Raw genomic sequence first — 24,481 nt, forward strand, 5'->3', positions numbered from 1 at the left:
GCGGGTACGCCCGGCTCAGCTCGCGGTGGACTGGCCGCCCTGTTGCTGGAGCGCCTCGATCAGCTGCGGGATCACCTCGAGCAGCTTGGCCAGTTGAGCGGGCAGCGAGAGCAGCTCGCCCACTCCGCCGGCCGCCTGGCCGAGACCGCCGAGTGCGCCGGCCGCGCCGCCGAGGGCGGCGAGCGGGTTGGCCGCGCCGGACAGCGCGGCGAGCGGATTGCCGGCTCCGGTCAGCGCCGCGAGGGGATCGGCGCCGCCCACGGCCCCGGCGGCCCCGGTGAGTGCGGCGAGCGGGTTGGCGCCACCGGCGGCCCCTGCCGCTCCGGTCAGCGCCGCGAGGGGGTTCGCCGCGCCCGCGACGGCGCCCAGAGGATTGCCGGCCGCCGCGGTGAGTGCGGCCAGCGGGTTGGCGCCGCCCGCGGCCCCGGCGGCTCCCGCGAGGGTGGCCAGCGGGTTGCCCGCCGCTCCGCCGAGTACGGCGAGCGGGTTGGCCGCGCCCGATAACGCGGCGGCGGGATTGGCGACTCCGGCGAGCGCGGCGAGGGTGTGCGCGGGCAGTTGGGCCAGGCGCTGGACGGCGTCGGAGCCGGACGGTCGGTCCGGACGGCTGAGGATTTCGTCGAACGCCTCCTTTCCGCTGTCGGCCATGTTTCCCACCAGATCCTTGAGGATGTCCTGCATGTTCTTCTTGCTGGCCATGAAAGTGATCCCTTCGGGTTTTCGCGGGGTGGTTCGTGCATATCGGAGGAGCTTTATCCGAGGCGGTCCTCCATGGCTTTCACGCACACCATTTTCAGTCGTGCTCTACCACGGGTGAACGCGGCCTCGGCGGCTTTGATGGAGATGTTGTGGAGTCGGGCGAATTCGGCGGTGGAAATGCCTGCGGCGCGCGCGAGTATTACTTCCTGTTCGCGTCCGCGCAGAAATCTGACCTGCTCCAGAAGCCATCTTCCGAAATCCTCGTCGCAGATGTCTTCCTCGGTCGTTCCGGGCGAGTCCAGGAAGGCCGTCCGCTGGAGCAGTCGGCGGCGACGTTCCAGGTCGCGGTAGAAGTCGATGCAGAGGCGTAGCGCCACGGAGGTCAGAAAGGGGCCGAGCCGATTCCGGTCGAGGGCGGTGTGCGCGGCGGCGCGGGCCATGGTCTCCTGGACGCAGTCCTCGGCGTCCTGATGACTCGGGAGTCTTCGCCGAACCATCCGCATGAGCCGGTCCTGGTGCTGGAAGATTTCTTCCCAGGAGCAGGGAGCGGGCGATTGGCAGGTGGAATTTGGTGCCATGGAAATTTCAGCCCGTTGTCTCTCGGTGAGGCAGGGGGGATCGCAGCCGGATTTCTATTTCATCGGCCGTACGGCTTTCCTACCCGGGTGCCGGGATGATAAAACCGTGACTTCGGACTTTCGGACGGGCGGAAATCGTTCGCTTCTTGCCGCGCCGACCGTGAATGTTTTCGGAACGCGACCGGTCGGACGGGTGCGGCTCTGCGGTCATTTCTTCATACGAATATCCCGAGAGGTCGGACGATGGGCCCAGTCCCGGTTCCAGTTGCACCACATGTCCCTTGCGGTCTGGTGCACCTGTGAGACACCGCGCCGCAGCTCGGCACCGTAGACCTGCGCCGCCTCCTTGCCCACGAGGCGTGCGCCGCCGGTGAAGTACGCGCCCCGCACATGCCGTGGGGAGCGGAACTTGCCCCAGAGCAGGATCTTCATCAGGGGCCAGAGCGTGAACACCCCCGACGGGCAGCGGTCCTCGGGATCCAGCGTGCCCCAGACGGCCGGGCACAGCTCGCTCTCCCGCAGCAGGGTGAAGATCCGCTCCACGGCCTGGTCCTTCGTCAACTGCCCGTCGCGATAAGCGAGTACGGCGTCCCGGGAGCGGTTGAAGAGTTGCTCCACCCAAGGGTTGTCGACTCCTTGGAGACCCCGGTAGGGCGGTGTCTCCAGCGCGTCGAACGAGGCCGGGTCGTGTGTCTTCTCGAAGGCGACGGCGGCCTGGTTCTGCGCATTGGTCCCGTACAGCGTCGTGATGGTCCACACGCGGTTCCAGGCGTTCCACAGCTCGAAGTCGTCGAAGGCCACATAGCTGCACGACACCAGGTCGTCGTAGAAGCGGAACATCCGCTTGATCCACTCCTCCAGGTACGCGAAGCGGGAGGGGTCGAAGTCGTCGTGGCGGACCGCGTCGATGAGCCGGTGGCTCAGCGCGTTCAGGGTCATCACGGTGACCGCGAGTCCGCTGGAGAACAGCGGGTCGATGAAGTCGCTCGCGTGCGGCAGCAGGCACCAACGGTCGCCGACCACCGTCCGCGACGAGAACTGGGTGCGGTCGGTGGACACGTACGGCCGTACCGCCCGCGCCCGCTCGAACTGCGCCGCCACGCTGGGGAACCGGCGGACGTGGCGCCAGAACTCCTCCTCCGCGCCCTCGCCCTCGGGCCGGGGATACCGGTCCAGGTCGAGATTGACGCCGACGCTGCACAGCTCGCTCGTGCCGGCGGAGTGGTTGTCGAACGGGATCACCCAGAACCAGCCGCCCGGGAACAGATGGTGCAGCGTGCCCTGGCTGAACGGGCTCGGCATGCCGTGCAGGCGCCGCGGCGGAGCGACGGTGTCGAAGGGCCGCACGTTCACCATGTGGGTGAAGACGGTGCGCGAGCGCGTTCGGTAGGGCGGCTCCTGCCGCAGCCCCAGGCGTTCGGGGAGCACGGCCCGCACACCGCCGGCATCGACCACGTACGACGCCTGGAAGGTGCCGTTGTCCCGGGTGACGATGGTGGCGCCGTTCTCCTCGAACTTCACGTCGTCGACGACCGTGTGGGTGTGCGCGGTCGCGCCGTAGGACACGGCGACGTGGAACATGTAGGCGTCGACGTCCTGCCGGAGGTAGTGCGAGTCGGGGCCGAGCGGCGGGCCCCACGTCGGGTACTGGGTGCACTCCTCCGCGCGGGTGGGCTCGCCCTCCCGGTGATAGACGAAGCTGAAGTTCCGCTTCACCCCGCAGTTGGACGACACATGGCGGCGCAGGGCGCCGTTGGTCGCCAGGTGCTCGATCTCCGGTACGTCGTAGCGGCGGGCCAGGACCCGCAGTCCGAAGGTGGTCTCGGGAACGGTGGACTCACCGATGGCGAACCGGGGATGACCGCTGCCCTCCAGCAGCAGCACACGCACACCGTGGCGGGCGAGGATCGCCGCCAGCATCGTCCCGCCGAGGCCACCGCCCACGACGGCGACATCGAACACACGCTGGTCCTCTTGCATGTCTGGGGTCCTTTCGCGACGGGAAGGGCGAGTCGCCGCGCCGCTGCTCAGCGGGCGGGGCCCGAGGGGTACGGCAGTGCCCGGCGCAGCCCGCAGACGGCCACCCGGGCGGAGAACGTGACGGCGAACCAGGGCGTCGGGGCCAGGTCGGACAGCTGCCGCCGCTCGCCCGGGACGTGCCGCGCGCCCCGGCCGGTGACATCCAGCCAGGCCCCGAAGTGCAGCAGCCTCGCCTCGGCACCGGCGGTACGCGACGGGAGCGGCCGCAGGTGCTCGCGGACGGCCCGGGTCAGGGCGTCGCGCCGGTCCCGGTCGACCTGTTCAGCGGCCAGGAAGCGGTCCAGCAGGGCCGCCGAACGGCACGGGAATCCACCGGGCACCCGGGGGGCGTGCGCGGTCAGCCCGGTGTCGTGGAACGCCGCCGCGGCCAGGAGCCCGGCCCGGTCGCAGTCGAGCCCCCGCACCCGCGCGTGGGCATCGGCCAGCAGGAACGTCCGCAGCGAGTGCAGTGCCACACGGGGCGGCAGCAGCCGGTGCATCTCCGACAGCGCCCGGTCCACCAGCGGTTGCCCGAGCAGCCCGGCCAGCGGGGGCCGGGCGAGCAGGGGGTGCCACGCCTCCGGCAGCATCCGTGGCGGCTTCGCGGCCATCCCCGACTCCCTTGCGCAGTGAACCTGTTGAGTGCTCTCCCCCTCTCTTACGCACTCGGTTCCGTCACCCCTGCCGCACCCACCGCACCGCTTCGAGCTTGGCCGGTCTTCGCCCCCGGGCCGGCGAACCGAGCGGGTCCGGGGCCGCCGGCGGGCGTGCAGCCGCACGGCCCGAAGCGCAGGGTGCACGCCGCGTCGAGGGCCGTCCGCCACGCACTTCCGCCGCCTGCGCCCGCAGTGTTCGGGCACAGGGGAGGACGGGCGGGATCCGGACCGTGCCCGCCGTGCGGATCGACCGCGAACGCCCACTGACCGCCTCGCCGGAAGCCATGGCGCGCTGATCGACTCCCCGGGCGCGCCGAAGCGGCACGCAACTCGTCGCCGCCCTCGACACCGAGGCCGGAGCGGACGACCGGGACCGGCCGCCGTCCGGGAACACCCGCGTCCCGTCGTGCCGGTGCACGGTGCCTTCGGCAATGCGGCTACATCAGGACCGAGGCCGCGCCCCCGCTCCGGCGGCACGGCCTCCTGACGCCGCCCCCGGTCAGCGGCTGCCGTCGAGAAGCACGCGGGCGACCAGTGCCGGGTCGTCGTTCATCGGCACGTGTCCGCAGCCGGGCAGCCGGACCAGCCGGGCCCGGGGGATGACGTACTTGGCGCGGACGCCCTGCCGGGGGACGAGCAGCCGGTCCCTGCTGCCCCAGGCCACGGTGACCGGTATCCCTGGCACGTCGTCGGTGAATTGCACCCGGCGGCCCGTCCGCAGCGTCTGTGTGAAGCCCTCGGCACGCGCGAGTGCCAACGTCTCCGCCACGACGGCCTCGGGAGAACGCCGGGCCGGGCGCGCGTAGATGGTGCTCGTCAGGAGCGTACGGCCGACCGCGGGGCGGGCGAGCCGCTCGACCAGCGGCGACGGCATCCGCCGGGCGATCTGCCGCATCGTCATCAGGACGCCGAAGGCGTAGCGCCGCTCCAGCTGCGACCAGAACCCGGCCGGGGACAGCGCGGTGACCGACCGGACCAGCCGGTCGCGACCGAGTTCCAGAGCGAGCAGGCCGCCCAGCGAGTTCCCCGCCACGTGCGGGCGGTCCAGCTCCAGCGCCTCGCACAGCCCGGTGAGCACGGCGGTCATGGTCGGCAGGTCGTGCGTGAGCCCGTCCGGAAGGGCCGGCGACTCGCCGCACCCCGGCAGGTCCACGGCGATCACGTCGCGCTCGGCCGCCAGCACGGGTATCACCGGGTCCCACGCCTGCCGGTGATGGCCTATGCCGTGCAGCAGGAGCAGGGGCGCACCCGTGCCCACGCGCGCGTAGGACAGGGTCACGCTCCGTGGGCCGAGCGGGGTGTGGACCTCGAAGGAGAGGGTGGTGGACATACGGCTCCTCGCCGGGACGTCGTGCGCCGGATGCGCTGTAGACACCTTGTCAGCAATAGCTACCCATCGGTAGCCCGAGTGCCGGCCGACCGGGCCGGTGCCCGGCGCGCCACGCCCGCGGGCGGAAACAGCCTGGACACGACGGGACGACTCGGCTGGGATGGGGACGTGACCATCGACGCAGCCACCGAGGTCTTCGAGGAGCACCGCGCCGTTCTGCAAGGCGTCGCCTACCGCATGCTGGGCCGCGTGGCGGACGCCGAGGACGTCGTCCAGGAGGCATGGTTGCGCTGGTCCGGCGCCGATCGGGCCGACGTCCGCGAACCGCGCGGGTTCCTGGTGCGGGTCACCACCCGCCTCGCCGTCGACCGGCTCCGCCAGATCAAGGCCCGCAACGAGGCCTACGTCGGCCCCTGGCTGCCCGAGCCCTACGTCACCACGTTCGGCGGCGAGGTCCCCGACACCGCGGAACGGGCGGTGCTCGCCGACTCCGTCTCGTTCGCCGTGCTGGTCGTGCTGGAGTGGTTGTCGCCGCTGGAGCGAGCGGTGTTCGTGCTGCGCGAGGCCTTCGGGCACCCGTACGCGGAGATCGCCGCCATGCTCGACCGGGCGGAGCCTGCCGTACGGCAGCTGGCCGGCCGTGCCCGCAAGCACGTCGAGGAGCGGCGGGCGCGCTACGACGTCGACCCCGTCCAGCGCCGCGACGTCACCGAGCGGTTCCTGGCCGCCGCGGCGGACGGCGACCTGGACGGCCTGCTGTCCCTGCTCGCCCCCGACGTGCGGCTCGTCGGCGACAGCGGGGGCAAGGCCAAGGCGCCCCTGCGGGTGCTGGAGAGCGCCGACCACGTGGGCCGCTTCCTGCTCGGCGCGGCCCGCAAGGGTGTGGAGGACATGTCCTTCCGGTTCGTGGAGATCAACGGTGGTCCCGCGGTGCTGACCCTGTCCGGCAAAGAGCCCGACAGCGTGTTCCAGCTGGACGTCCTCGACGGCCGAATCCAGTGCGTCTACGTCGTCCGCAACCCCGACAAGCTGCGATCGCTGACCGGCTTGTGACGCCGTTGGCCGGCACGTCACGCGGGCGCCGGATCACGAACGCTCCGTGAACGCTGTGCCGCGCCGCGCTCGGGTGTCACCCGGGCGATCGATGATTGGTCTTGACCAAGGGTGGGGGCCGTCCTATCGTCGCAGATAAGTGCAACAACCTTTAATAAACAAGGGCGCTAAAACGCCGCCGGATCACGGCGATTGCGGAGGACAGGGTGGGGACCACGCAGCTCGAATCGGTGCCGGAACCAAAATACTGGCACCTCAAGACCGTACTCACGGAGGCACTCGACTCCGAGTTCTCCGTGGGCGAGATCCTGCCCAACGAACGCGACCTCGCCGCCCGTTTCGGCGTCGCCCGCGCCACGCTCCGCCAGGCACTGGAGCAGCTCGAACTGGAAGGCCGTCTGCAGCGCCGCCGCGGTGTCGGCACGACCGTCGCCCCGCCGCGCATGGGCGTGTCCGTCGGTACCGAACAGCACGTCTGGCCGGGCGGGCCCGGCGACGCATGGCAGAGCGTCGACTGCACCGAGGCCGCGCCGCCGGCCGCGGTGGCCGACATCCTGGAGACCGGCCGCGACGAGCCCGTGCACACCGTGCGCCGCACCCGGATGTCGCACGGTCAGCCGGTCGCCGCCGAACTGCTCTACGTCCCGGCGTCGTCGGTGCCGGACCTGTCCGCCATCGACGCCCCCGCGGGTGCGGCACACGCGCGGGCGCTGCTGCGCGAACTCCACCGGCTGGAGCTGGAGGGCCAGGACAGCGCCGTGGAGCTGGGCTCGGCCCGCGCCGACGACGCGAAGGAACTGGACCGACTGCCGGGCGCCCCCGTACTGGTCGTCACCACCCGCTACGTCGCCGGGGCGCGCACCGCCGCGCTCTCCGTGGCCACGTACCGCGCGGACACCTGCCGGCTGACCTTCGGCGATTCGGGCGGCGTGGAGATCCACCACCCGCACCGCCACGCTTCCTGACGCCCGCTCCGGCCCGAACCGCCGTGCCCCGGGGACTCCCGGGGCGCGCCGCGCCGTGTGCCGCCGGTGTCCGCCGTGCCGCCCGAAGCCGACGGCGGACCGGCGCGGGGTGTGACCTCAGTGCCGCGCCGTGACCGTGCTCTCGACCGCGAACAGCTGTTCCTCGACGTGGTCGAGGGCGAGCCGCAGCGCGCCCGTCGCCACCGCGGCCTCACCGAGCAGGGACAGAGTGACCTTCGGCGGGCGCAGGCAGTAGCGCGCCAGTTCGCGCCGCAGCGGGTCCAGGACTCCGTCCAGGCCCGCGGCCCAGCCGCCGATGACGACCAGCTCCGGATCGAGGGCCAGGACGAGAGCGGCCACGTCGTGCACCAGCCGCTGGATGAAGCGTTCGACGGCGGCCATGGCCTGCGCGTCGCCCTGACGGGCCTGCGCGAACACCTTGGCGACCGCCTGCTCGTCCAGCGGGTGCAGCGGCTCGTCCGTCATGGAGAGCAGGGTCTCCGGCGTCACCTCACGGCCCAGCAGGTGCAGCGCCCCGATCTCACCGGCCGCCCCGCCGAATCCGCGGTGCAGCCGCCCCCCGATCAGCGAACCCGCGCCCGGACTGAGTCCCGCCAGCACGAACACGATGTCGTCGGACTCGGTGGCGCACCCCTTCCAGTGCTCGGCGACCGCCGCCGCGTTGGCGTCGTTCTCCACCAGGACCGGGCACTTGAACGAGCGGCTCAGCCGCTCACCGAGCCGCAGCCCCGTCCATCCGGGCAGCGCCGTCCCCAGCCGTACGGTGCCGTCCGCCTCGACGATCCCCGGCGTCGCGACGCCCACCGCCCGCAGCGAGCCGCGCGCCACTCCGGCCCGGCGCAGCAGTTCGGCCACCGCGGTGCGCAGGCGCTCGAGGCGCTCGTCCGCGTGCGCCGTCTCGTCGACGTCCTTGGCCTGCGCGCCGACCACCCGGCCGTCGAGGTCGGCCAGCACCGCGGCGACCCGGTGCGCCCCGATCTCCAGCCCCAGCAGATGCCCCGCCTCGGCCCGGAACCGGAACCGCCGCGCCGGCCGCCCCTGACGCCGGGCGGCGCCCTCCTCGGCCGCCGTCTCCACCACGAGACCGGCCTCTATGAGCCCCTCGACGACACCCTCCACGGTCGGCCGGGACAGCCCCGTGACCCGCGTGATCTCCGTCAGAGTCGCGCAGTCCGTGGCACGCAGAGCGTGCAGCACCACCGCGGAGTTGATCCTTCGCAACAGCGAGGGATCCCCGCCGGTCAGCCGCCCCAACGTCCGTCCTCCCAGCTCGCGCGTGTCTGCCGGATGGTACTCAACACGGCCGACACCGGCGAGTGCCAAGGGCCCGCCATTCGCCGACGATCACGCTCAGCCCGGCGCGACGAACCCCGATTCGTAGGCGGTGATGACCGCCTGAGTGCGATCTCGCGCACCGAGTTTCGTCAGCACCGCGCTCACATGGGGCTTCACCGTCTCGGTGCCGACCAGCAGTTGCCCGGCGATCTCCGCGTTCGACAGACCGCGCGTCATCAGCCGCAGCACCTCCGCTTCCCGCTCCGTCAGCCGGGCCCGGTCCAGCACCGCCCGCGCCGCGCGATTCCCGCCGCTCTCGCCGTACTCGGCGGCCAGTTGCCGCACCGACGCCGGGAACAGCAGCGACTCGCCCTCGGCGATCAGGCGCACCGCGTGGACGATCTCGGCCGGCCGGGCCCGCTTCAGCAGAAACCCGTCGGCGCCGGCCCGCAGTGCCGCGTACACGTGCTCGTCGTTCTCGAACGTCGTCACCACCAGGATCTTCGACGGGAGTTCCGCACGGTCCCCGGCGGCAAGGGCGCCAACCAGGCGATCGCCGCCGCCCGGGCCGGCGCGACCGTCTCGATGATCGGCGCGGTCGGCTCGTCCACCGTCCGCAGCACCGCGCGGGTGGCTTCGAGCCCGTCCATCAGCGGCATCCGTACATCCATCGCGACGACGTCCGGCCGCAGTCTGCGCACCAGCGGAATCACCGCCGCCCCGTCGGCGGCCTCCCCGACGACCTCGGCCGTGCTGGCGGCGGGCTTCAGGAGCCTGCGGCGCAAGGACGCCTGACGCACCGCCAATTGTCAGTGCCGCCGGGTTTACTGGGAGCCATGAACATCGCGCGGTGCCTGGACACGATCGACCAGCTGTGCCTTCGCCCTTTTCCGGCGGAGCACGGCTGGTCGGACGCCGGCCGGGAGGGTCCGGGCTTCCACATGGCGCAGTTGGCCGCCGGCACGTCCGACCGCGCCCACGGGGCGGCGGAGGCCGCGGACCTGGACGCCTGCAAGGAGGGCATAGCCCAGCGGCTGCACGCCAGATGGGGGGCGACCCACCCTTGGGGGATGCTGACGCTCAGGACGCGCGGTGAGCGCGGCGAGGAGATACCGGAGCCCTGGGCGAGCCTCAGCGTCCTGGCCGACGAGGTGTACGTCTGGCGGGCCGCCGAGAGCGGCCGATGGGTCGCCGTCGGCGTCACGGACCGGGAGGAGACGGACGCGGCCCGCCTGCTGGCCGTCGTCACGGACACGGACCCGCCCTGACATCCGTCACCGATTCGGACCCGCCCTGATGCCCGTCACCGATCCGGATCCGCCCTCACGTCTGCCACCGACAGGGACCGGCTCCGACGTCCCGGTACCCGCCCGCGCCCCGCACGGCAGGGTCGCGGCCCGAGGCGCGGTCAGGCGCCGGAGCGGTCCTCGACCCCGGCGGCCTCCCGCAGCCGGGCGAACTCCTCGGCCATCGTCGCCGCGGTCCAGTGCGCGTTCAGTCCGCTGGGATTGGGCAGCGCCCACACCCGGGTGTCCCCGATGCGCAGCGACTGCGGCCCCACCCGGGCCCCGCGGTCCTCGAACGCGGCCCGGTAGGCGGTGATCCCCACCACCGCCAGCCAGGCGGGCCGCAGCCGTTCGACCTTGTCGGACAGCAGCCGCCCGCCCTTGCGGTACTCCTCGGCACCCAGCTCGTCCGCCCGCGCCGTCGCCCGGGCCACCACGTTGGTGATCCCGAGCCCGTACGTCAGCAGCTCGCCCTGCTCGGACGGCTTCAGCAGCCGGGGTGTGAACCCCGACAGATGCAGCACCGGCCAGAAGCGGTTGCCCGGACGGGCGAAGTGATGGCCCGTCGCCGCGGTCATCAGACCCGGGTTGATACCGCAGAACAGCACCCGCAGGCCGTCCGCGGCCACGTCCGGTACGAGACGGTCGCGGGCGGCCTCCAACTCCTGTGCGGTGAAACGCCTCAGAGGATGGCTCCCGGGGTGTAGCCCGCGGCCTCGGGGCGCTGCTTGACCAGTTCCTCGATCCGGCCGACGACGACGGCCACCTGGTCGGCGGCGGCACCGGTGAACGACAGCTTGTCGGCCATCAGCTCGTCGAGCGCCGCGCGGTCCAGCGGGATGCGCTCGTCGGCGGCGAGCCGGTCGAGCAGCTCGTTGCGCTCGGCACCCTGCTCGCGCATCGCGAGGGCGCAGGCCACCGCGTTCTCCTTGATCGCCTCGTGCGCGACCTCACGGCCGACCCCGGCACGCACCGATGCCATCAGCACCTTGGTCGTCGCCAGGAACGGCAGATAGCGGTCCAGCTCCCGCGCCACGACCGCCGGGAACGCGCCGAACTCGTCCAGTACCGTCAGGAACGTCTCCAGCAGACCGTCCAGCGCGAAGAACGCGTCCGGCAGCGCGACGCGGCGCACCACCGAGCAGGACACGTCGCCCTCGTTCCACTGGTCGCCCGCCAGCTCGCCGGTCATCGAGGCGTAGCCGCGCAGGATCACCATCAGGCCGTTGACGCGCTCGCAGGAACGGGTGTTCATCTTGTGCGGCATCGCGGAGGAGCCGACCTGACCCGGCTTGAACCCCTCGGTGACCAGCTCGTGCCCGGCCATCAGGCGGATCGTCTTCGCCAGCGAGGACGGCGCCGCCGCCAGCTGCACCAGCGCGGTCACGACGTCGTAGTCGAGGGAGCGCGGGTAGACCTGGCCGACCGAGGTGAACGCCGTCGAGAAGCCCAGGTGCCCGGCGATCCGCTGCTCCAGCTCCGCCAGCTTCGCCGCGTCGCCGCCCAGCAGGTCCAGCATGTCCTGGGCGGTGCCGACCGGGCCCTTGATGCCGCGCAGCGGATAGCGGGCGAGCAGGTCCTCGATCCGGCCGTGGGCGACGAGCAGCTCGTCGGCGGCGGTGCCGAAGCGCTTGCCGAGGGTGGTGGCCTGCGCGGCGACGTTGTGCGAGCGGCCGGCCATGACCAGCTCGCCGTACTCGCCGGCCAGCCTGCCCAGACGGGCGAGGACGGCCACCGTACGGTCGCGCATCAGCTCCAGCGAGAGCCGGATCTGCAGCTGCTCGACGTTCTCGGTCAGGTCGCGGGACGTCATGCCCTTGTGCACCTGCTCGTGCCCGGCGAGGTCGTTGAACTCCTCGATCCGCGCCTTCACGTCGTGCCGCGTGACCTTCTCGCGCTCGGCGATGGAGGCCAGGTCGACCTGGTCGAGGACGCGCTCGTAGTCGGCGATGGCCGCGTCCGGCACCTCGATGCCGAGATCCTTCTGGGCCCGCAGCACGGCGAGCCAGAGCTGACGCTCCAGCTTCACCTTCTGCTCGGGCGACCAGAGCGTGGCGAGCTCGGCGGAGGCGTAACGTCCGGCGAGGACGTTCGGGATGCGGGGCTTGGCGGGCGCAGAAGTCACGTGTACGGATTCTACTGGCGGTTTGTGCAGGCCAGCGCCACCGGTTCGTTCGTCGGAACCTACGAGGGCCGCCCGGCACGGGCGCCCGGGGGCGACGGGCCTAGGCCGTTTCCTCGTAGGGCAGCAGCTCGGGCCGCTTCGGCGGCCTGCCGTCCCCGGAGGACCGGCCGGTCAGGCGGCGGCCTATCCAGGGCAGCAGATGCTGCCGGGCGAAGCGGACGTCGGCGGTCCGGCGTGCCGTCCAGTTCGGCGGCGGCGTGGCCGCGATCGGGGTGCGCCAGTGCGGGTCCTCGGCGTCGTGCCCGAGGACCTGCCACACCGCCTCCGCGACCCGTCGGTGGCCCTCGGCCGTCAGATGCAGCCGGTCCACGTCCCACAGCCGCGGGTCGCCGAGGGACGGCGCCCCGTACAGGTCGACCACCAGTGCCCCGTGCCGTGCCGCCAGCTCGTCGATGCAGGCGAAGAGTTCCTCCATGCGCGGCCGGAACCGGTCCAGGACCGGGCCCTGGCGCCCCGGGCTGCGCATCAGCACGAGCTGCCGGCACGCGGGGGCCAGCCGCTCCACCGCCTCCTCCAGGAGTCCGCGCACCCGGCCCATGTCGCACTTCGGCCGCAGGGTGTCGTTGAGACCCCCGACGAGAGTGATCACATCGGCGCCCATGGCGGCGGCCACGTCCACCTGCTCGTCGACGATCTGCTGGATCAGCTTCCCGCGCACGGCGAGATTGGCGTAGCGGAAACCGGGCGTCCGGGCGGCCATCCGGGCCGCCAGGAGGTCGGCCCAGCCCCGGTAGGAGCCGTCGGGCAGCAGGTCCGACATGCCTTCGGTGAAGGAGTCGCCGACCGCGACGAGGCTGCTGAACGGGAGATTCTGGTGCTGGGGGAGAGTGGCGTTCGTCTGCATGGCGACAGAGATGGTATCCCGGGGCGCATACCCGTCGGTCGGTCGCCCTCCCGGCCCCGGCTACGTCCGCTGCCCGAACAGCTCCCGCAGCACGTCCTCCATGGTCACCAGGCCGGCCAGCTTCCCGTCCGACCCGAGCACGGCCGCCAGGTGCGTACGGCTGCCGCGCATCGCGGTGAGCACGTCGTCCAGCGGTGTCGCCTCCCGGACGCGAGCGATGGGCCGCATGTCGCGCAGCCGGAACGGCACGTCCCGCGGCGAGGCGTCCAGGGCGTCCTTCACATGCAGGTAGCCGATGATCCTGCGTCCCTCGTCCACGACGGGGAAGCGCGAGAACCCGGAATCCGCGGACAGCCGCTCCACCTCCTCCGGAGTGACGCCCACGCGCGCGTAGAGGACCTGCTCCAGCGGGAGCACGACGTCCCGCACCGGACGACGGCCCAGTTCCAGGGCGTCGTGCAGCCGCTCCTGGGCCCGGACGTCGATCAGGCCCGCCGCACCGGAGTCCTTGACCAGCCGGGCCAGCTCCGCGTCGGAGAACGTCGCCGTGACCTCGTTCTTGGCCTCGATCCGCATCAGCTTGAGCAGCGCGTTGGCGAAGGCGTTGATGGTGAAGATCACCGGTCGCAGCGCCCGGGACAGCGCCACCAGCGGCGGGCCGAGCAGCAGGGCGCTGCGCACCGGCTCCGCGAGCGCGATGTTCTTCGGCACCATCTCGCCGAGCAGCATGTGCAGATAGGTCGCCAGGGCCAGCGCGATCACGAAGGACACGGCATGACCCGCGCCGCTCGGCACACCCACCGCGTGGAACACCGGCTCCAGCAGATGCGCGATCGCCGGTTCCGCGACCACGCCGAGCACCAGGGTGCACAGCGTGATGCCCAGCTGGGCGGCGGCCATCAGCGCCGACACGTGCTCCAGACCCCACAGCACGCTCTTGGCGCGGCGGTCGCCCTGGTCCGCGTACGGCTCGATCTGCGAGCGGCGCACCGAGATCAGCGCGAACTCGGCGCCCACGAAGAAGGCGTTCACCACCAGGGTCGCCAGGCCGATCAGCAGCTGTACGACGGTCATGCGCGCGCCTCCTTCTCGTCGTCGAGGGGCGCGTGCATCAGGACCCGTGCGGCCCTGCGTCCCGTCGCGTCCACCACGTTCAGCCGCCAGCCGGCCACCTCGACGGTGTCTCCGACGGCGGGTATGCGTCCGAGCAGGGTCGCGACCAGGCCGGCGAGCGTCTCGTAGGGTCCCTCCGGTGAGCGCAGGCCGACGCGGGCGAGCTGGTCGACGCGGGCGGCGCCGTCGGCCGAGTACAGGCTGTGGCCGTCCTCGTCGGTGCCGGCCGGGGCGAGGTCGGGGGTCTCGTGCGGGTCGTGCTCGTCGCGCACCTCGCCGACGACCTCCTCCACGATGTCCTCCAGCGTCGCGACGCCCGCGGTGCCGCCGTACTCGTCGATGATCACGGCCATCGTGCGCCGGCCGGACAGCCGGTCCAGGAGCCGGTCCACGGTGAGCGTCTCCGGGACGAGCAGCGGTTCGCGCATCAGCTCGGCGACGGGCACGCGGGGCCGGTGCTCGGCGGGCACCGCGAGGATGTCCTTGATGTGCGCGGTGCCCACGACGGAGTCGAGGTTGCCCCGGTAGACGGGGAACCGGGACAGCCCCGTGGCCCGGGTCGCGTTCGCGACGTCCTCGCAGGTCGCCTGGGCGTCGAGGGCGACGACCTGGACGCGCGGGGTCATCACGTTCTCCGCGGTGAGGTCGGCGAGGTTCAGCGTGCGTACGAACAGTTCGGCGGTGTCCGGTTCCAGGGCTCCCTCCCGGGCGGAGTGCCGGGCGAGGGCCGCCAGCTCCTGGGGTCCGCGCGCGGAGGCGAGTTCCTCGGCCGGTTCGATGCCGAGACGGCGCACCAGGCGGTTGGCCGTGTTGTTGAGGTGGGTGATGAACGGCCGGAACACCGCGCTGAACCACCGCTGGGCGTTGCCCACCCGCTTGGCCACGGCCAGCGGCGAGGAGATCGCCCAGTTCTTGGGCACCAGCTCGCCCACGACCATCAGGAAGACCGTCGACAGGGCGGTGCCCAGCACCAGGGCGATCGAGGAGGCGGTGGACCGGGGGATGCCCATGGACTCCAGCGGGCCGGCGATCAGCCGGGCGATGGACGGCTCGGCGAGCATGCCGACCACCAGGTTGGTGACGGTGATGCCGAGCTGTGCGCCGGAGAGCTGGAAGGTGAGTTTCCGGACGGCGGCCAGGGCTCCGGAGGCGCCGCGCTCGCCGCGTTCCGCGGCCCGTTCGAGGTCGCTGCGCTCGACCGTGGTCAGGGAGAACTCGGCGGCCACGAAGGCACCGCAGGCGAGGGACAGCAGGATCGCCACCAGCAGGAGGAGCACTTCGGTCATCGGGTCACCTCCGTCCCATGATCCGGCAGGGCAGGGAGGAACGCGCGACGGCTGCTACTGGGAGGCTCGCCCATGGGCGGACGCTCACACCTTTCTTGGAGGACCGGTCCCCGGGGCACCGGGTGGATCCGTGGGCCCGTGAACCGGTGGGCCCGTGAACCGGTGGATCGGGGGACGTGTGGACCTGTGGGCCGGCGGATCGGCCGATCCGTGGGCCGGTGGACCGGGTGGTCCTCCAAGATTAAAGGGTCGGCAGCGGGTGTCAGGAGCGGGCGAACGGCTTCAACCAGCGGCGCCATTCCTCCTGCGGCGCGTAGCCCGCCGACCGCCACGCATGGTGCGCGGTCTCGTTGCGGGTCAGCACCATCGCGTCCACGCGGCGCCCGCCCAGTCGTACGAACCGCTCCTCCGCGGCCGCCAGCAGCGCCCCGGCGACGCCGCGTCGGCGGCGCAGAGGATGCACCGCCAGCCGGTACAGGTGGCAGCGCCAGCCGTCGAAGCCCGCGATGACCGTACCGACCAGCTCTCCGTCGAGTTCCGCCAGGAGCAGCGCGTCCGGGTCGCGCTCGACCAGCCGCCGCACCCCGTCCAGGTCGTCGCTGATGCTCGTCCCCTCGGCGGCCGTCTTCCAGAAGTCCAGCACGGTCGGGAGGTCCTCGGGCGTCGCGGCCCGTATGCGCACGTCGGTCATGCCGCGATCCCATCACCGGCGGACGCGCCCGGACACGGGTGTTCCAGCATCCGGACGCCGGTCCGTCGTCGTGCTCCGGGTCGTCCCGGTCACTCGTGCGCGATCGCCGCCAGCACGTTCATCCGGGAGGCGCGCAGCGCGGGCAGCAGCGCCGCGACCACGCCGACCACCGCCGAGCCGACCACGACCGCGAGGATCGTGCCCCACGGCACGGCGAACGCGGTCATGCCCTGGAGGGCCAGCACCTGCTGGGCGCACACGCCCCACACCAGCCCCAGCCCCAGCCCGAGGACCGCGCCGAACACCGCGATCACCACCGACTCCAGCCGGATCATGCGGCGCAGCTGCCGCCGGCCGAGACCGATGGCGCGCAGCAGTCCGATCTCCCGGGTGCGTTCCACGACCGACAGGGCGAGGGTGTTGACCACGCCGAGCACCGCGATGATGATCGCGAGCCCGAGCAGGGCGTAGACGAGGTACAGCAGCACGGCGACCTGGTTGTGCACGAGTTCCTTGTAGTCCGCCAGGTCCCGGACCTCGACCTGCGGATACGCGTCGAGGGTCCGCTCCAGGCCGGCGCGCAGGTCGTCGGGGGCCGTGCCCGGGCCGGCGTTGACGTACAGCGCGGAGTCCTGCGCGCCCGGCGCGTACCGCTCCAGCGTGCCGAGGCCCAGGTAGATGCCGCCCTGCATGCCGAATCCCTCGGCCGACTCCTGGTCGGTGAGGGCCCCGACGGTCAGCCGGGCCTCGCGTCCGCCCTGGAACTCGACGGGGATCGTGCTGCCCAGCCGCACCCCGTGGTCGCGGGCGAAGTCCAGGTCCATGGCCAGGTGTCCGGCGGCCAGCGCCGAAGGGCTGTCGCCCCGGGCGTAGGCGACGTTGGCGACCTCGTCCAGCCGCGGGTCGTAGCCGGCGGCGGTCGTCTCGATCCGGTCGCCGTCGGGCAGGCCGACCGCGATCGGCGCGAAGCGCGAGCGCACCACGAGGCCGACGCCCTCGGTGTCCCGCACCCGGTCCGTCAGCTCCCGCGGGAACGGTACGAAGTTGGTGTTCTGGATCACGAAGTCGGCGCCGAGGGTCTGGTCGATCTGCTCGTCGAACGACTTCGTCATGGAGGCGCTCGCCACCGACATCCCGCCGACCAGCGCCAGTCCCACCATCAGGGCGGCGGCGGTGGCGCCGGTGCGCCGCGGGTTGCGCAGGGCGTTGCGCTGGCTCATCCGGCCGATGGACCCGAACACGGCGGGGAACGCGCCGCCGAGCACGCGGATCACCGGGCGCACCAGCAGTGGGCCCGCGATCACGGTGGCCACGAGCGTCAGAACGATGCCGAGGCCCAGCAGCGACGCGGCCGATCCGGTCTCCGAGGCCACCGCGCAGCCGAGCAGGGCCGCCGCGCCGGCCGCGCCCACGACGGACCCGACCACCGCGCGCACCTTGAGCGGCCGGCCCACGCCGGCGATCTCGGCGTCGGAGAGCGCCGCCATCGGCGGGACGCCCGCCGCGCGCCGGGCCGGCAGGTACGCGGCGACGAAGGTCACCCCGACCCCGACGACGTACGCCGTCACGGGTGTCGCCCAGCCGACGACCATCTCGGTGGACTTGATGTTCATGCCGAGCAGGCCCATCAGCTCGATGAGGCCGACGGCGAGTCCGACGCCGACGGCCAGCCCGAGCGTGGACCCGACCAGGCCGAGCAGCAGCGCCTCGGTGAGGACCGAGCGGCGCACCTGGCGCCGGTCGGCACCGAGCGCGCGCAGCAGTCCCAGCTCACGGGTGCGCTGCGCGATCAGCATCGAGAACGTGTTGACGATCAGGAACACACCGACCAGGACGGCGATCCCGGCGAAGCCGAGCATCACGTACTTGATGACGTCGAGGAAGCCGCCCAACTGCTCGACGTCCGACCGGGCCTGCTCGTCGGCGGTGCGCAGGTCGTAGCGGCCGGTGCCGAGCGCGGCCTCGATCCGCTTCTTGAGCGCAGCGTCGCTGACGCCCGGCGCCGCGTCCACGGTGATGCTCGTGGCGGCACCCGGGTCGCCCAGCAGCTCGGTCTGCGCGGTCGGGGTGTCGACGAAGACCAGCGCGGCACCGGGATTGGTGGTGGTGAACGTGACGATGCCGACGACCTCGACCCGGAAGGACCCGGGCGCCGCGATCACCGTCAGGGTGTCCCCGAGCCGCACGTTCCTGCGGTCCGCGGTCTCCGAGTCGATCATCGCCTCGGTGGGCCCGCGCGGGGCGCGCCCCGAGGTCAGCTCGACCGGACTGCGTTCGGTCGGGTTCCAGTTGTTGCCGAGGGTGGGGGCACCGGTCGTGGGGCCGACCGGTTCGTTGTCCGCGTCGACGACCGTGATGTTCGCGACCTCGGCCTCGGCACGGGCGGCGGCCACCCCGTCGATGCGGGCGACCCGGTCGGCGAGCGCGGCGGGCAGGGTGGCCGTCGCCCCGGAGGGCACCGCCTCGGCGAGGGTCTCCTTCGGGCTGACGGTGACGTCGGCCGCGGCCGAGGCGAACAGCCGGTCGAAGGTGCGCCCGACGGTGTCGGAGAAGATCAGGCTGCCCGCGACGAACGCCACGGACAGCACGACGGCCAGCGCCGAGAGCAGCAGCCGTCCCTTGTGGGCGAGGAAACTCCTGAGCGTCGCCTTGAGCACGGGTTCAGTCCCCCTGGGCCGCTGCGGCCTCGTCGACCTGACGGCGGATCACGTCGAACCGCTTCATGCGCTCCAGCACCGCTTCGGCCGTCGGCCGCTCCATCCGGTCCACGATCCGCCCGTCGCCGAGAAAGAGCACCAGGTCGGAGTGGGCGGCGGCGCCCGGGTCGTGGGTGACCATGACGACGGTCTGACCGAGGTCGTCGACGGCCTCGCGCAGGAAGCCCAGCACCTCCAGACCGGCCCGTGAGTCGAGGTTGCCGGTCGGCTCGTCCGCGAAGATCAGTTCCGGCCGTGAGGCCAGCGCGCGGGCGCAGGCGACGCGCTGCTGCTGGCCGCCGGACAGCTGCGACGGCCGGTGCCGGAGCCGGTCGCGCAGCCCGAGGGTGTCGATGACCTGGTCCAGCCACTTCTGGTCGGGCTTCTGACCGGCGATGTCCATGGGCAGGGTGATGTTCTCCAGCGCGCTCAGGGTGGGAATCAGGTTGAACGACTGGAACATGAAGCCGATCCGGTCCCGCCGCAGCCGGGTCAGCTCACGCTCCCTCAGCCCCGTGATCTCGGTGTCGCCGAGCCACACCTGACCGGCCGAGACATTGTCGAGCCCGGCCAGACAGTGCATCAGCGTGGACTTCCCGGAGCCGGACGGCCCCATGACGGCGGTGAAGCGGCCGCGTGTGATGTCCACGTCCACCGAGTCCAGAGCCAGCACCGTCGTCTCGCCGGAGCCGTACGCCTTGGTCAGACCGCGGGCGCGGGCCGCGACCCCGTCGGCGGACGTGAGTCCCGGGGCGTGCTCCGCAGCAGGTGTGGACAAGGCTGCCTCCTTGGTCGCGGCCGGGTGGTGGACGTACCGGGTTCCTTGCCGGGGCCGAGCGTAGTGTGATCGGCACCACACGCGGAATCCCCCCGAGGTCGCGGGTGCTCTCCGCCCCAGGTCGGGTCCCGGGGAACGATGTAAGGGCCACCGGTCGGCGCGGGGTGCGGCCGCCCGGCCCTTGCCGCGCTAGCACCTCGGCGCTGGCTTTGAGGTATGGCGAAGACTCAGCTGAACGTCCGGGTCGACGAGGGCACCGCCCGCGCGGCCCGCGAGCGCGCCCTGGCCCGCGGCATGAGCGTCAACCGTTACATCGAGGAGCTCGTGAAGCAGGACACCGGGGAGGTCGGCCACACCTTCGTCGAGGCCGCCGCCGACTTCATGAAGCAGTACGAGTCCGTCTTCGCCGAGGAGTTCGGCGCGGAGCGGGAGGGCCGCACCCCCCCGCGGCGAAGGTCGCCGCTGATCCCTTGAGCGACCTGCGCATCGACCTCGCCTGGCTCCTCATGCTCGCCGAACAGAAGACGCCCGGGGACCCCCAGGTCACCGACTGGGGAGCCCTCGTCGCCGCGGTGGCCCGCCACGACGCGGAGATCTTCGGCGTCCCCGTCTACGACTCCCCGTACGCCCGCGCCGCGGCCCTGCTCCAACTGCTGATCCACGTTCCCGCGCTGGAGCGCTCCAACGCCCTGTTCGCCTCGGCGGTCGCCTACGCCTATCTGGTCGCCAGCGGCGTCAAGGTCGTCACCTCACCGGAGCAGGTGCGCGATCTGGCCCGGCTGGTCAACAGCGGTGAGGCCTCGGTGCACGACATCGCCGCAGAACTGCGCCGGTGGAGCCTGTGACCGGTCGCCACCCGTGGGGGAGCTACTCGTGGGGGCGCCACGCGGTGCCCAGCGCGCAGTACGACGTGGGCAGCGTCGGCCCCTTCTCCGGCATTCGCACCCGGCGGTAGGGGCCGAGTTCGAACCCGGACTCCCGCAGCGCCGCGACCGGGTCACGGGACAGATGGCAGCCGCCGTTCAGCGGCGGCCACACCGTGCGGTCCAGCGTCCGCTGCGTGAGGCACATCGCCCGCCCGCCGCCCCGGCCGTGCTCGAAGAACCGCACCTGGCCGCCGGGCCGCAGCACCCGCCGCGCCTCGCCGAGGGCACGGGGCACGTCCCGCACACTGCACAGCACCAACGACAGGACGACGGCGTCGAAGGCCTCGCTCTTGACCGGCAGCGCCTCGGCCGCCCCCGGCACCACGTCCACGGGCATCCCCGCGCGCACCGCCGCCTCCACGGCCAACTTCCGCAGGCCGCGCTCGGGTTCGATCGCGACGACCTCCGCGACCGTGCCCGGATAGTGCCTGAAGTTCAGGCCGTTGCCCGCGCCGATCTCCAGGACCCGTCCGGACAGGCCGGCGAGCAGGCGGTCGCGCACCCCGGCCATGCCCAGCCGGGTCTCCGCGGCCACGCTGACCCGGGCGTAGTAGCGGGCGAACAGCGGGTGGTGCACGGCATCCCGCGCCACCCCTCGGACCCCGTCGGGTCGTAGCGCCATGGAGACCTCCCTCGCAGGACGGGCCGTACCGCGATTGTCCCCCCGTACGGCGCCGTCACTCCCCGCCGCGCCGGGCCGCGCGCCGAACTCCGGGACCCGCTCGGCCTCGGCGGCGGGTCCGGCGGCCCGGGCCAGGGTGGACGGGCCCGGTCACACCACCGCCGTCGAGGAGACGGGGAGCCGACACCGCTGTCCGGGTCGGCCGGCCGGGACACGTGGGGCCGTGCGGTGTCCGCACGGCGGTCGTGGCGTCACCGGGTCGGCCGGTCCGCCCGGACCGGCCGACCCGGTGAACGGGACCCCCTATCGGCGTACCGGCGGTGCCTCGCGCACCCGGAACGCCTCGACCTGCCACGTTCCGTCCAGCCGGGGCGTGAGCCAGCCCGGCGCGGCGGCGCGGAAGTCCTCCGGAACCAGCGCACCGGCGCCGGCGGGCAGGGCGCCCAGGAGCGGTGCCCCGGCCACCTCCGGCAGATCCGCGACGTTGCACCGGGAGGCCAGATCGGGCTCGGCGGGCCAACTGCCGATGACCACCCCGGCCAGGTCCAGTCGCCGGGACCGGATCTCACGTGCCGTCAGTTCCGTGGTGTTGAGGGTGCCCAGACCCGCCGTCACCACGACCAGCACCGGCGCGCCGAGCGACTCGGCGGCGTCCGCCAGAGTGCCGCCCGCCGCGTCGAACCGCACCAGCAGTCCGCCCGCGCCCTCGACCAGCACCAGATCGTGGTCGGTGGCCAGCTTGGCCGCCGCTTCGGCGATCTCGTGCGGGTGCACCGGTGCCCGGCCCGCGCGCCGCGCGGCCGTGCCCGGCGCCAGCGGCTCGGGATACCGGGCGAGTTCGGCCGTCGTGACCGCGCCGGCCAGCCGCGCCACCTCGTCGGCGTCCCCGCGCTCGTGCGGGCCCACGCCGGTCTGCGCGGCCTTGAGCACGGCCACCGAACGGCCGGCGGCCAGCGCGGTGGCGGCGACGGCGGCCGTCGTGACCGTCTTGCCGACCTCCGTGCCCGTGCCCGTGATCACCAGGATCGCCATGTCATCCCTCCCGTGCCGCGGCGCACACCGCGCGTCCGATCCGCGCCAGGTCCGCGTCGTCGGTGATGTACGGCGGCATCGTGTAGATCAGGTCCCGGAACGGCCGCAGCCACACGCCCTCGCGCACCGCCGCCCGCGTCGCGGCCGCCATGTCGACCGCGTGGTCGAGCTGGACGACCCCGATGGCGCCCAGCACCCGGACGTCCCGGACACCCGGCAGGTCCGCCGCGGGGGCGAGCCCCGCGCGCAGTCCCGCCTCGATCCGCTTGACCCGCGTCGACCAGTCCTGGCCCAGCAGCAGTTCGATCGAGGCGCAGGCCACGGCCGCGGCCAGCGGATTGCCCATGAACGTCGGGCCGTGCGCGAGCACCGGCACCTCGCCGCGCGAGATGCCGTCGGCCACCCGCGCGGTGCACAGAGTCGCCGCCATCGTCAGGTAGCCGCCCGTCAACGCCTTGCCCACGCACATCACGTCCGGCGTGACCTCGGCGTGCCCGGCGGCGAACAGCGCCCCCGTGCGTCCGAAGCCGGTGGCGATCTCGTCGAACACCAGCAGGACGTCGTGCGCGTCGCACGCCTCGCGCAGCACCCGCAGATAGGCGGGGGAGTGGAAGCGCATCCCGCCCGCGCCCTGGACCACCGGTTCGACGACGACCGCCGCGAGTTCCCCGGCGTGCCGCTCGATCTCGGTGCGCAGCAGCTCCGCGTACCGCTCGTCGTACTCGGTGGGCGGCGCGTCCACGAACACCTGACGGGGCAGCACCCCGCTCCACAGCTGGTGCATCCCGCCCTCCGGGTCGCACACCGACATCGGCTGCCAGGTGTCGCCGTGGTAGCCGCCCCGCCAGGTCAGCAGGCGCTGCTTCTCCGGCCGGCCCAGGGAGCGCCAGTACTGGAGGCACATCTTGACCGCGACCTCGACCGACACCGAGCCCGAGTCGGCGAGGAAGACGTGCTCCAGACCGTCGGGCGAGATGTCGACGAGGAGCTTGGCGAGCCGGACGGCGGGCTCGTGCGTGAGCCCGCCGAACATCACATGGCTCATCCGGCCGAGCTGGTCGCGGGCGGCCGCGTCCAGCACGGGGTGCCGGTAGCCGTGGATCGCCGACCACCAGGACGACATGCCGTCGACCAGCTCGCCCGCACCGTCCGCCAGCGTCAGCCGTACCCCGCTCGCCGCCTCCACGACGAGCGGTTCCTGCCGGCCCGGCATCGGCCCGTACGGATGCCACACATGCCGCCGGTCGAGCTCCAGCAGCCCGGGCACGGTCGGCTCAGGCATTGGGCGCGACGTCCGTGCCGGCACCTCTGCGGCGCACGGCCACCAGGTCGGTGCGCGCCTCGGGCGCCGCGTCCTGCGCCGCCGGGGCGGAACCGCACGCCGAGGCGCAGCCGCCGGGCGCCCGGTGCTCCGGCAGGGTCACCCGGTCGGTGTCCTCCACCTCGAACCCGGCGTCCGCGATCATGTCCAGATCGGCCTTGCCGGCCTGGCCCTCGCTGGTGAGGTAGTCGCCGAGGAAGATGGAGTTGGCCAGGTGCAGGGCCAGCGGCTGCATGCTGCGCAGGTGCACCTCGCGGCCGCCGGCGATGCGCACCTCGACGTCCGGGCAGACGAACCGGACCATCGCCAGGATGCGCAGGCACCGCTGCGGCGTGAGGTTCCACTCCTTGGCGAGCGGCGTCCCCTCGAACGGGATCAGGAAGTTCACCGGGACCGAGTCAGGGTCCAGCTCGCGCAGCGAGAACACCACGTCGACGAGGTCGGCGTCGCTCTCACCCATTCCGGCGATCAGGCCGGAGCACGCCGACAGGCCGGCCGCGTGCGCCTTGTGCACCGTGTCCACGCGATCGGCGTACGTGTGGGTGGTCGTGATGTCGCCGTACGTTCCCTCGGACGTGTTGAGGTTGTGGTTGTAGGCGTCCGCGCCCGCCGCGCGCAGCCGCTCGGCCTGGCCGTCGGAGAGCAGCCCGAGGCAGGCGCACACCTCGACGCCCTCGTTCTGGTCCTTGATGGCCTTGATGGTCTCGGAGACCCGGTCGACGTCCCGGTCGGTCGGGCCGCGGCCGCTGGCCACGAGGCAGACCCGCTTGGCACCTCCGGCCAGTCCCGCGGCCGCGGCCCTGGAGGCCTCGTCGGGCTTGAGCCAGGTGTACTTGAGGATGTCGGCCTTGGAACCGAGCCGTTGGGAGCAGTAGGAGCAGTCCTCGGGGCACAGGCCCGATTTGAGGTTGACGAGGTAGTTCAGCTTCACCCGTCGGCCGAACCAGTGACGGCGCACCTTGCCGGCGGCGGCCACCACATCGAGCAGATCGTCGTCGGAAGTGGCGAGGACGGCGAGTGCTTCCTCGCGGGTCGGCAGCTCACGCCGCAGCCCCTGGTCCACGAGCTTGTTCAGCAGGTCCATGAGAGCCGATCCTGTCCTAAC

General features: G+C 72.6%; 23 protein-coding genes and 3 pseudogenes. 6 read left to right on the forward strand and 20 right to left on the reverse strand.

From position 1 onward, the window contains the following. Nucleotides 1–15: 15 nt before the first annotated feature. The 5 genes from DN051_RS32670 to DN051_RS32690 form a co-directional block, all read right to left on the reverse strand. The gene (locus DN051_RS32670; protein WP_246040681.1) at nt 16–699 is read right to left on the reverse strand and encodes a hypothetical protein; all 684 of its coding nucleotides are present in this window, start codon (nt 697–699) and stop codon (nt 16–18) included. 53 nt (nt 700–752) lie between these two features. Then, nucleotides 753–1,202, reverse strand: coding sequence for an RNA polymerase sigma factor (locus DN051_RS32675; RefSeq protein WP_053757668.1), 450 nt, complete (start codon nt 1,200–1,202; stop codon nt 753–755). Between the two features lie 282 nt (nt 1,203–1,484). Then, nucleotides 1,485–3,257 (reverse strand): NAD(P)/FAD-dependent oxidoreductase, encoded by a 1,773-nt coding sequence (locus DN051_RS32680; RefSeq protein ID WP_112440285.1) that lies wholly within the window; start codon nt 3,255–3,257, stop codon nt 1,485–1,487. A 47-nt stretch (nt 3,258–3,304) separates the two neighbouring features. Then, the gene (locus DN051_RS32685) at nt 3,305–3,907 is read right to left on the reverse strand and encodes an HD domain-containing protein (RefSeq protein WP_112440287.1); all 603 of its coding nucleotides are present in this window, start codon (nt 3,905–3,907) and stop codon (nt 3,305–3,307) included. Nucleotides 3,908–4,451: 544 nt separating this feature from the next. Beyond that, complete coding sequence (locus tag DN051_RS32690) at nt 4,452–5,282, reverse strand: alpha/beta fold hydrolase (RefSeq protein WP_053757665.1); 831 nt, start codon at nt 5,280–5,282, stop codon at nt 4,452–4,454. 168 nt (nt 5,283–5,450) lie between these two features. Between DN051_RS32690 and DN051_RS32695 the strand changes: the two genes are divergently transcribed. After that, a complete protein-coding gene (locus DN051_RS32695) occupies nt 5,451–6,335 on the forward strand; it encodes an RNA polymerase sigma-70 factor (protein ID WP_112442562.1) in 885 nt (294 codons plus the stop codon). A gap of 206 nt (nt 6,336–6,541) precedes the next feature. Beyond that, a complete protein-coding gene (locus DN051_RS32700; protein ID WP_053757664.1) occupies nt 6,542–7,300 on the forward strand; it encodes a GntR family transcriptional regulator in 759 nt (252 codons plus the stop codon). 117 nt (nt 7,301–7,417) lie between these two features. On the opposite strand, the gene DN051_RS32705 is transcribed toward DN051_RS32700, so the two are convergent. Beyond that, nucleotides 7,418–8,575: an ROK family transcriptional regulator gene (locus tag DN051_RS32705; RefSeq protein ID WP_053757663.1), complete on the reverse strand. Its 1,158-nt coding sequence runs from the start codon at nt 8,573–8,575 to the stop codon at nt 7,418–7,420. 96 nt (nt 8,576–8,671) lie between these two features. Continuing rightward, nucleotides 8,672–9,106 (reverse strand): annotated as a pseudogene (locus DN051_RS46675) (LuxR C-terminal-related transcriptional regulator); the annotation flags it as partial. Between DN051_RS46675 and DN051_RS46680 the strand changes: the two are divergent. Next, nucleotides 9,104–9,203: pseudogene (locus DN051_RS46680) on the forward strand (PfkB family carbohydrate kinase); the annotation flags it as partial. The pseudogenes DN051_RS46675 and DN051_RS46680 sit on opposite strands and share 3 nt — an antisense overlap. On the opposite strand, the pseudogene DN051_RS46685 reads toward DN051_RS46680, so the two are convergent. Beyond that, nucleotides 9,201–9,396: pseudogene (locus DN051_RS46685) on the reverse strand (response regulator); the annotation flags it as partial. The pseudogenes DN051_RS46680 and DN051_RS46685 overlap by 3 nt on opposite strands. Before the next feature lie 36 nt (nt 9,397–9,432). Here DN051_RS46685 and DN051_RS32715 point away from each other — a divergent pair. After that, the gene (locus DN051_RS32715) at nt 9,433–9,864 is read left to right on the forward strand and encodes a hypothetical protein (protein ID WP_053757661.1); all 432 of its coding nucleotides are present in this window, start codon (nt 9,433–9,435) and stop codon (nt 9,862–9,864) included. 140 nt (nt 9,865–10,004) lie between these two features. Here DN051_RS32715 and mug read toward each other — a convergent pair whose 3' ends face one another. The 8 genes from mug to DN051_RS32755 all read right to left on the reverse strand — a co-directional run bounded on the left by mug (nt 10,005) and on the right by DN051_RS32755 (nt 19,475). Then, nucleotides 10,005–10,568 carry a G/U mismatch-specific DNA glycosylase gene (gene mug / locus DN051_RS32720; protein ID WP_112440289.1) on the reverse strand — a complete coding sequence of 188 codons (564 nt, stop codon included), beginning with the start codon at nt 10,566–10,568 and terminating at the stop codon, nt 10,005–10,007. Further along, a complete protein-coding gene (purB, locus tag DN051_RS32725) occupies nt 10,565–12,007 on the reverse strand; it encodes an adenylosuccinate lyase (protein WP_112440291.1) in 1,443 nt (480 codons plus the stop codon). The genes mug and purB overlap by 4 nt, the downstream gene beginning before the upstream one ends. Before the next feature lie 100 nt (nt 12,008–12,107). Then, nucleotides 12,108–12,911, reverse strand: a complete 804-nt coding sequence (locus DN051_RS32730) for an SGNH/GDSL hydrolase family protein (RefSeq protein ID WP_053757658.1) — start codon at nt 12,909–12,911, stop codon at nt 12,108–12,110. 60 nt (nt 12,912–12,971) lie between these two features. After that, nucleotides 12,972–13,985, reverse strand: a complete 1,014-nt coding sequence (locus DN051_RS32735) for a hemolysin family protein (protein WP_053757657.1) — start codon at nt 13,983–13,985, stop codon at nt 12,972–12,974. After that, nucleotides 13,982–15,310, reverse strand: coding sequence for a hemolysin family protein (locus DN051_RS32740; protein WP_053757656.1), 1,329 nt, complete (start codon nt 15,308–15,310; stop codon nt 13,982–13,984). The genes DN051_RS32735 and DN051_RS32740 overlap by 4 nt, the downstream gene beginning before the upstream one ends. A 262-nt stretch (nt 15,311–15,572) precedes the next feature. Next, nucleotides 15,573–16,001 (reverse strand): GNAT family N-acetyltransferase, encoded by a 429-nt coding sequence (locus DN051_RS32745; RefSeq protein ID WP_053757655.1) that lies wholly within the window; start codon nt 15,999–16,001, stop codon nt 15,573–15,575. Nucleotides 16,002–16,090: 89 nt separating this feature from the next. Beyond that, nucleotides 16,091–18,658 (reverse strand): FtsX family ABC transporter permease, encoded by a 2,568-nt coding sequence (locus tag DN051_RS32750; RefSeq protein WP_053757654.1) that lies wholly within the window; start codon nt 18,656–18,658, stop codon nt 16,091–16,093. A 4-nt stretch (nt 18,659–18,662) separates the two neighbouring features. Then, nucleotides 18,663–19,475, reverse strand: coding sequence for an ABC transporter ATP-binding protein (locus DN051_RS32755; RefSeq protein WP_053757653.1), 813 nt, complete (start codon nt 19,473–19,475; stop codon nt 18,663–18,665). Nucleotides 19,476–19,691: 216 nt separating this feature from the next. Here DN051_RS32755 and DN051_RS32760 point away from each other — a divergent pair, with 216 nt between their 5' ends. Continuing rightward, entirely contained in the window at nt 19,692–19,949 is a 258-nt protein-coding gene (locus DN051_RS32760) for an antitoxin (protein ID WP_112440293.1), read from the forward strand. Beyond that, nucleotides 19,946–20,320, forward strand: coding sequence for a hypothetical protein (locus DN051_RS32765; RefSeq protein WP_053757651.1), 375 nt, complete (start codon nt 19,946–19,948; stop codon nt 20,318–20,320). The genes DN051_RS32760 and DN051_RS32765 overlap by 4 nt, the downstream gene beginning before the upstream one ends. 22 nt (nt 20,321–20,342) lie before the next feature. Here DN051_RS32765 and DN051_RS32770 read toward each other — a convergent pair whose 3' ends face one another. The 4 genes from DN051_RS32770 to bioB all read right to left on the reverse strand — a co-directional run bounded on the left by DN051_RS32770 (nt 20,343) and on the right by bioB (nt 24,460). Beyond that, complete coding sequence (locus DN051_RS32770; RefSeq protein WP_053757650.1) at nt 20,343–21,023, reverse strand: class I SAM-dependent methyltransferase; 681 nt, start codon at nt 21,021–21,023, stop codon at nt 20,343–20,345. A 303-nt stretch (nt 21,024–21,326) separates the two neighbouring features. After that, nucleotides 21,327–22,055, reverse strand: coding sequence for a dethiobiotin synthase (bioD, locus tag DN051_RS32775; RefSeq protein ID WP_053757649.1), 729 nt, complete (start codon nt 22,053–22,055; stop codon nt 21,327–21,329). 1 nt (nt 22,056) lies between these two features. Continuing rightward, nucleotides 22,057–23,337, reverse strand: a complete 1,281-nt coding sequence (locus DN051_RS32780; RefSeq protein WP_112440295.1) for an adenosylmethionine--8-amino-7-oxononanoate transaminase — start codon at nt 23,335–23,337, stop codon at nt 22,057–22,059. Beyond that, nucleotides 23,330–24,460: a biotin synthase BioB gene (gene bioB / locus DN051_RS32785; RefSeq protein ID WP_053757647.1), complete on the reverse strand. Its 1,131-nt coding sequence runs from the start codon at nt 24,458–24,460 to the stop codon at nt 23,330–23,332. The genes DN051_RS32780 and bioB overlap by 8 nt, the downstream gene beginning before the upstream one ends. Nucleotides 24,461–24,481 lie beyond the last annotated feature (21 nt).

It is taken from the genome of Streptomyces cadmiisoli (genome assembly GCF_003261055.1).
Taxonomy (GTDB): Bacteria; Actinomycetota; Actinomycetes; order Streptomycetales; family Streptomycetaceae; genus Streptomyces; species Streptomyces cadmiisoli.

Bases quoted from the DNA above. Each gene is read 5' to 3' on its own strand.
- DN051_RS32690 (WP_053757665.1), bottom strand. From the start codon at position 5,282: ATGTCCACCACCCTCTCCTTCGAGGTCCACACCCCGCTCGGCCCACGG.
- DN051_RS32770 (WP_053757650.1), bottom strand. From the start codon at position 21,023: ATGGCGCTACGACCCGACGGGGTCCGAGGGGTGGCGCGGGATGCCGTG.
- DN051_RS32685 (WP_112440287.1), bottom strand. From the start codon at position 3,907: ATGGCCGCGAAGCCGCCACGGATGCTGCCGGAGGCGTGGCACCCCCTG.
- DN051_RS32780 (WP_112440295.1), bottom strand. From the start codon at position 23,337: ATGCCTGAGCCGACCGTGCCCGGGCTGCTGGAGCTCGACCGGCGGCAT.
- DN051_RS32735 (WP_053757657.1), bottom strand. From the start codon at position 13,985: ATGACCGTCGTACAGCTGCTGATCGGCCTGGCGACCCTGGTGGTGAAC.
- DN051_RS32760 (WP_112440293.1), top strand. From the start codon at position 19,692: ATGGCGAAGACTCAGCTGAACGTCCGGGTCGACGAGGGCACCGCCCGC.
- DN051_RS32745 (WP_053757655.1), bottom strand. From the start codon at position 16,001: ATGACCGACGTGCGCATACGGGCCGCGACGCCCGAGGACCTCCCGACC.
- DN051_RS32730 (WP_053757658.1), bottom strand. From the start codon at position 12,911: ATGCAGACGAACGCCACTCTCCCCCAGCACCAGAATCTCCCGTTCAGC.
- DN051_RS32715 (WP_053757661.1), top strand. From the start codon at position 9,433: ATGAACATCGCGCGGTGCCTGGACACGATCGACCAGCTGTGCCTTCGC.
- DN051_RS32680 (WP_112440285.1), bottom strand. From the start codon at position 3,257: ATGCAAGAGGACCAGCGTGTGTTCGATGTCGCCGTCGTGGGCGGTGGC.
- DN051_RS32675 (WP_053757668.1), bottom strand. From the start codon at position 1,202: ATGCGGATGGTTCGGCGAAGACTCCCGAGTCATCAGGACGCCGAGGAC.
- DN051_RS32740 (WP_053757656.1), bottom strand. From the start codon at position 15,310: ATGACCGAAGTGCTCCTCCTGCTGGTGGCGATCCTGCTGTCCCTCGCC.
- bioB (WP_053757647.1), bottom strand. From the start codon at position 24,460: ATGGACCTGCTGAACAAGCTCGTGGACCAGGGGCTGCGGCGTGAGCTG.
- bioD (WP_053757649.1), bottom strand. From the start codon at position 22,055: ATGGCGATCCTGGTGATCACGGGCACGGGCACGGAGGTCGGCAAGACG.
- DN051_RS32670 (WP_246040681.1), bottom strand. From the start codon at position 699: ATGGCCAGCAAGAAGAACATGCAGGACATCCTCAAGGATCTGGTGGGA.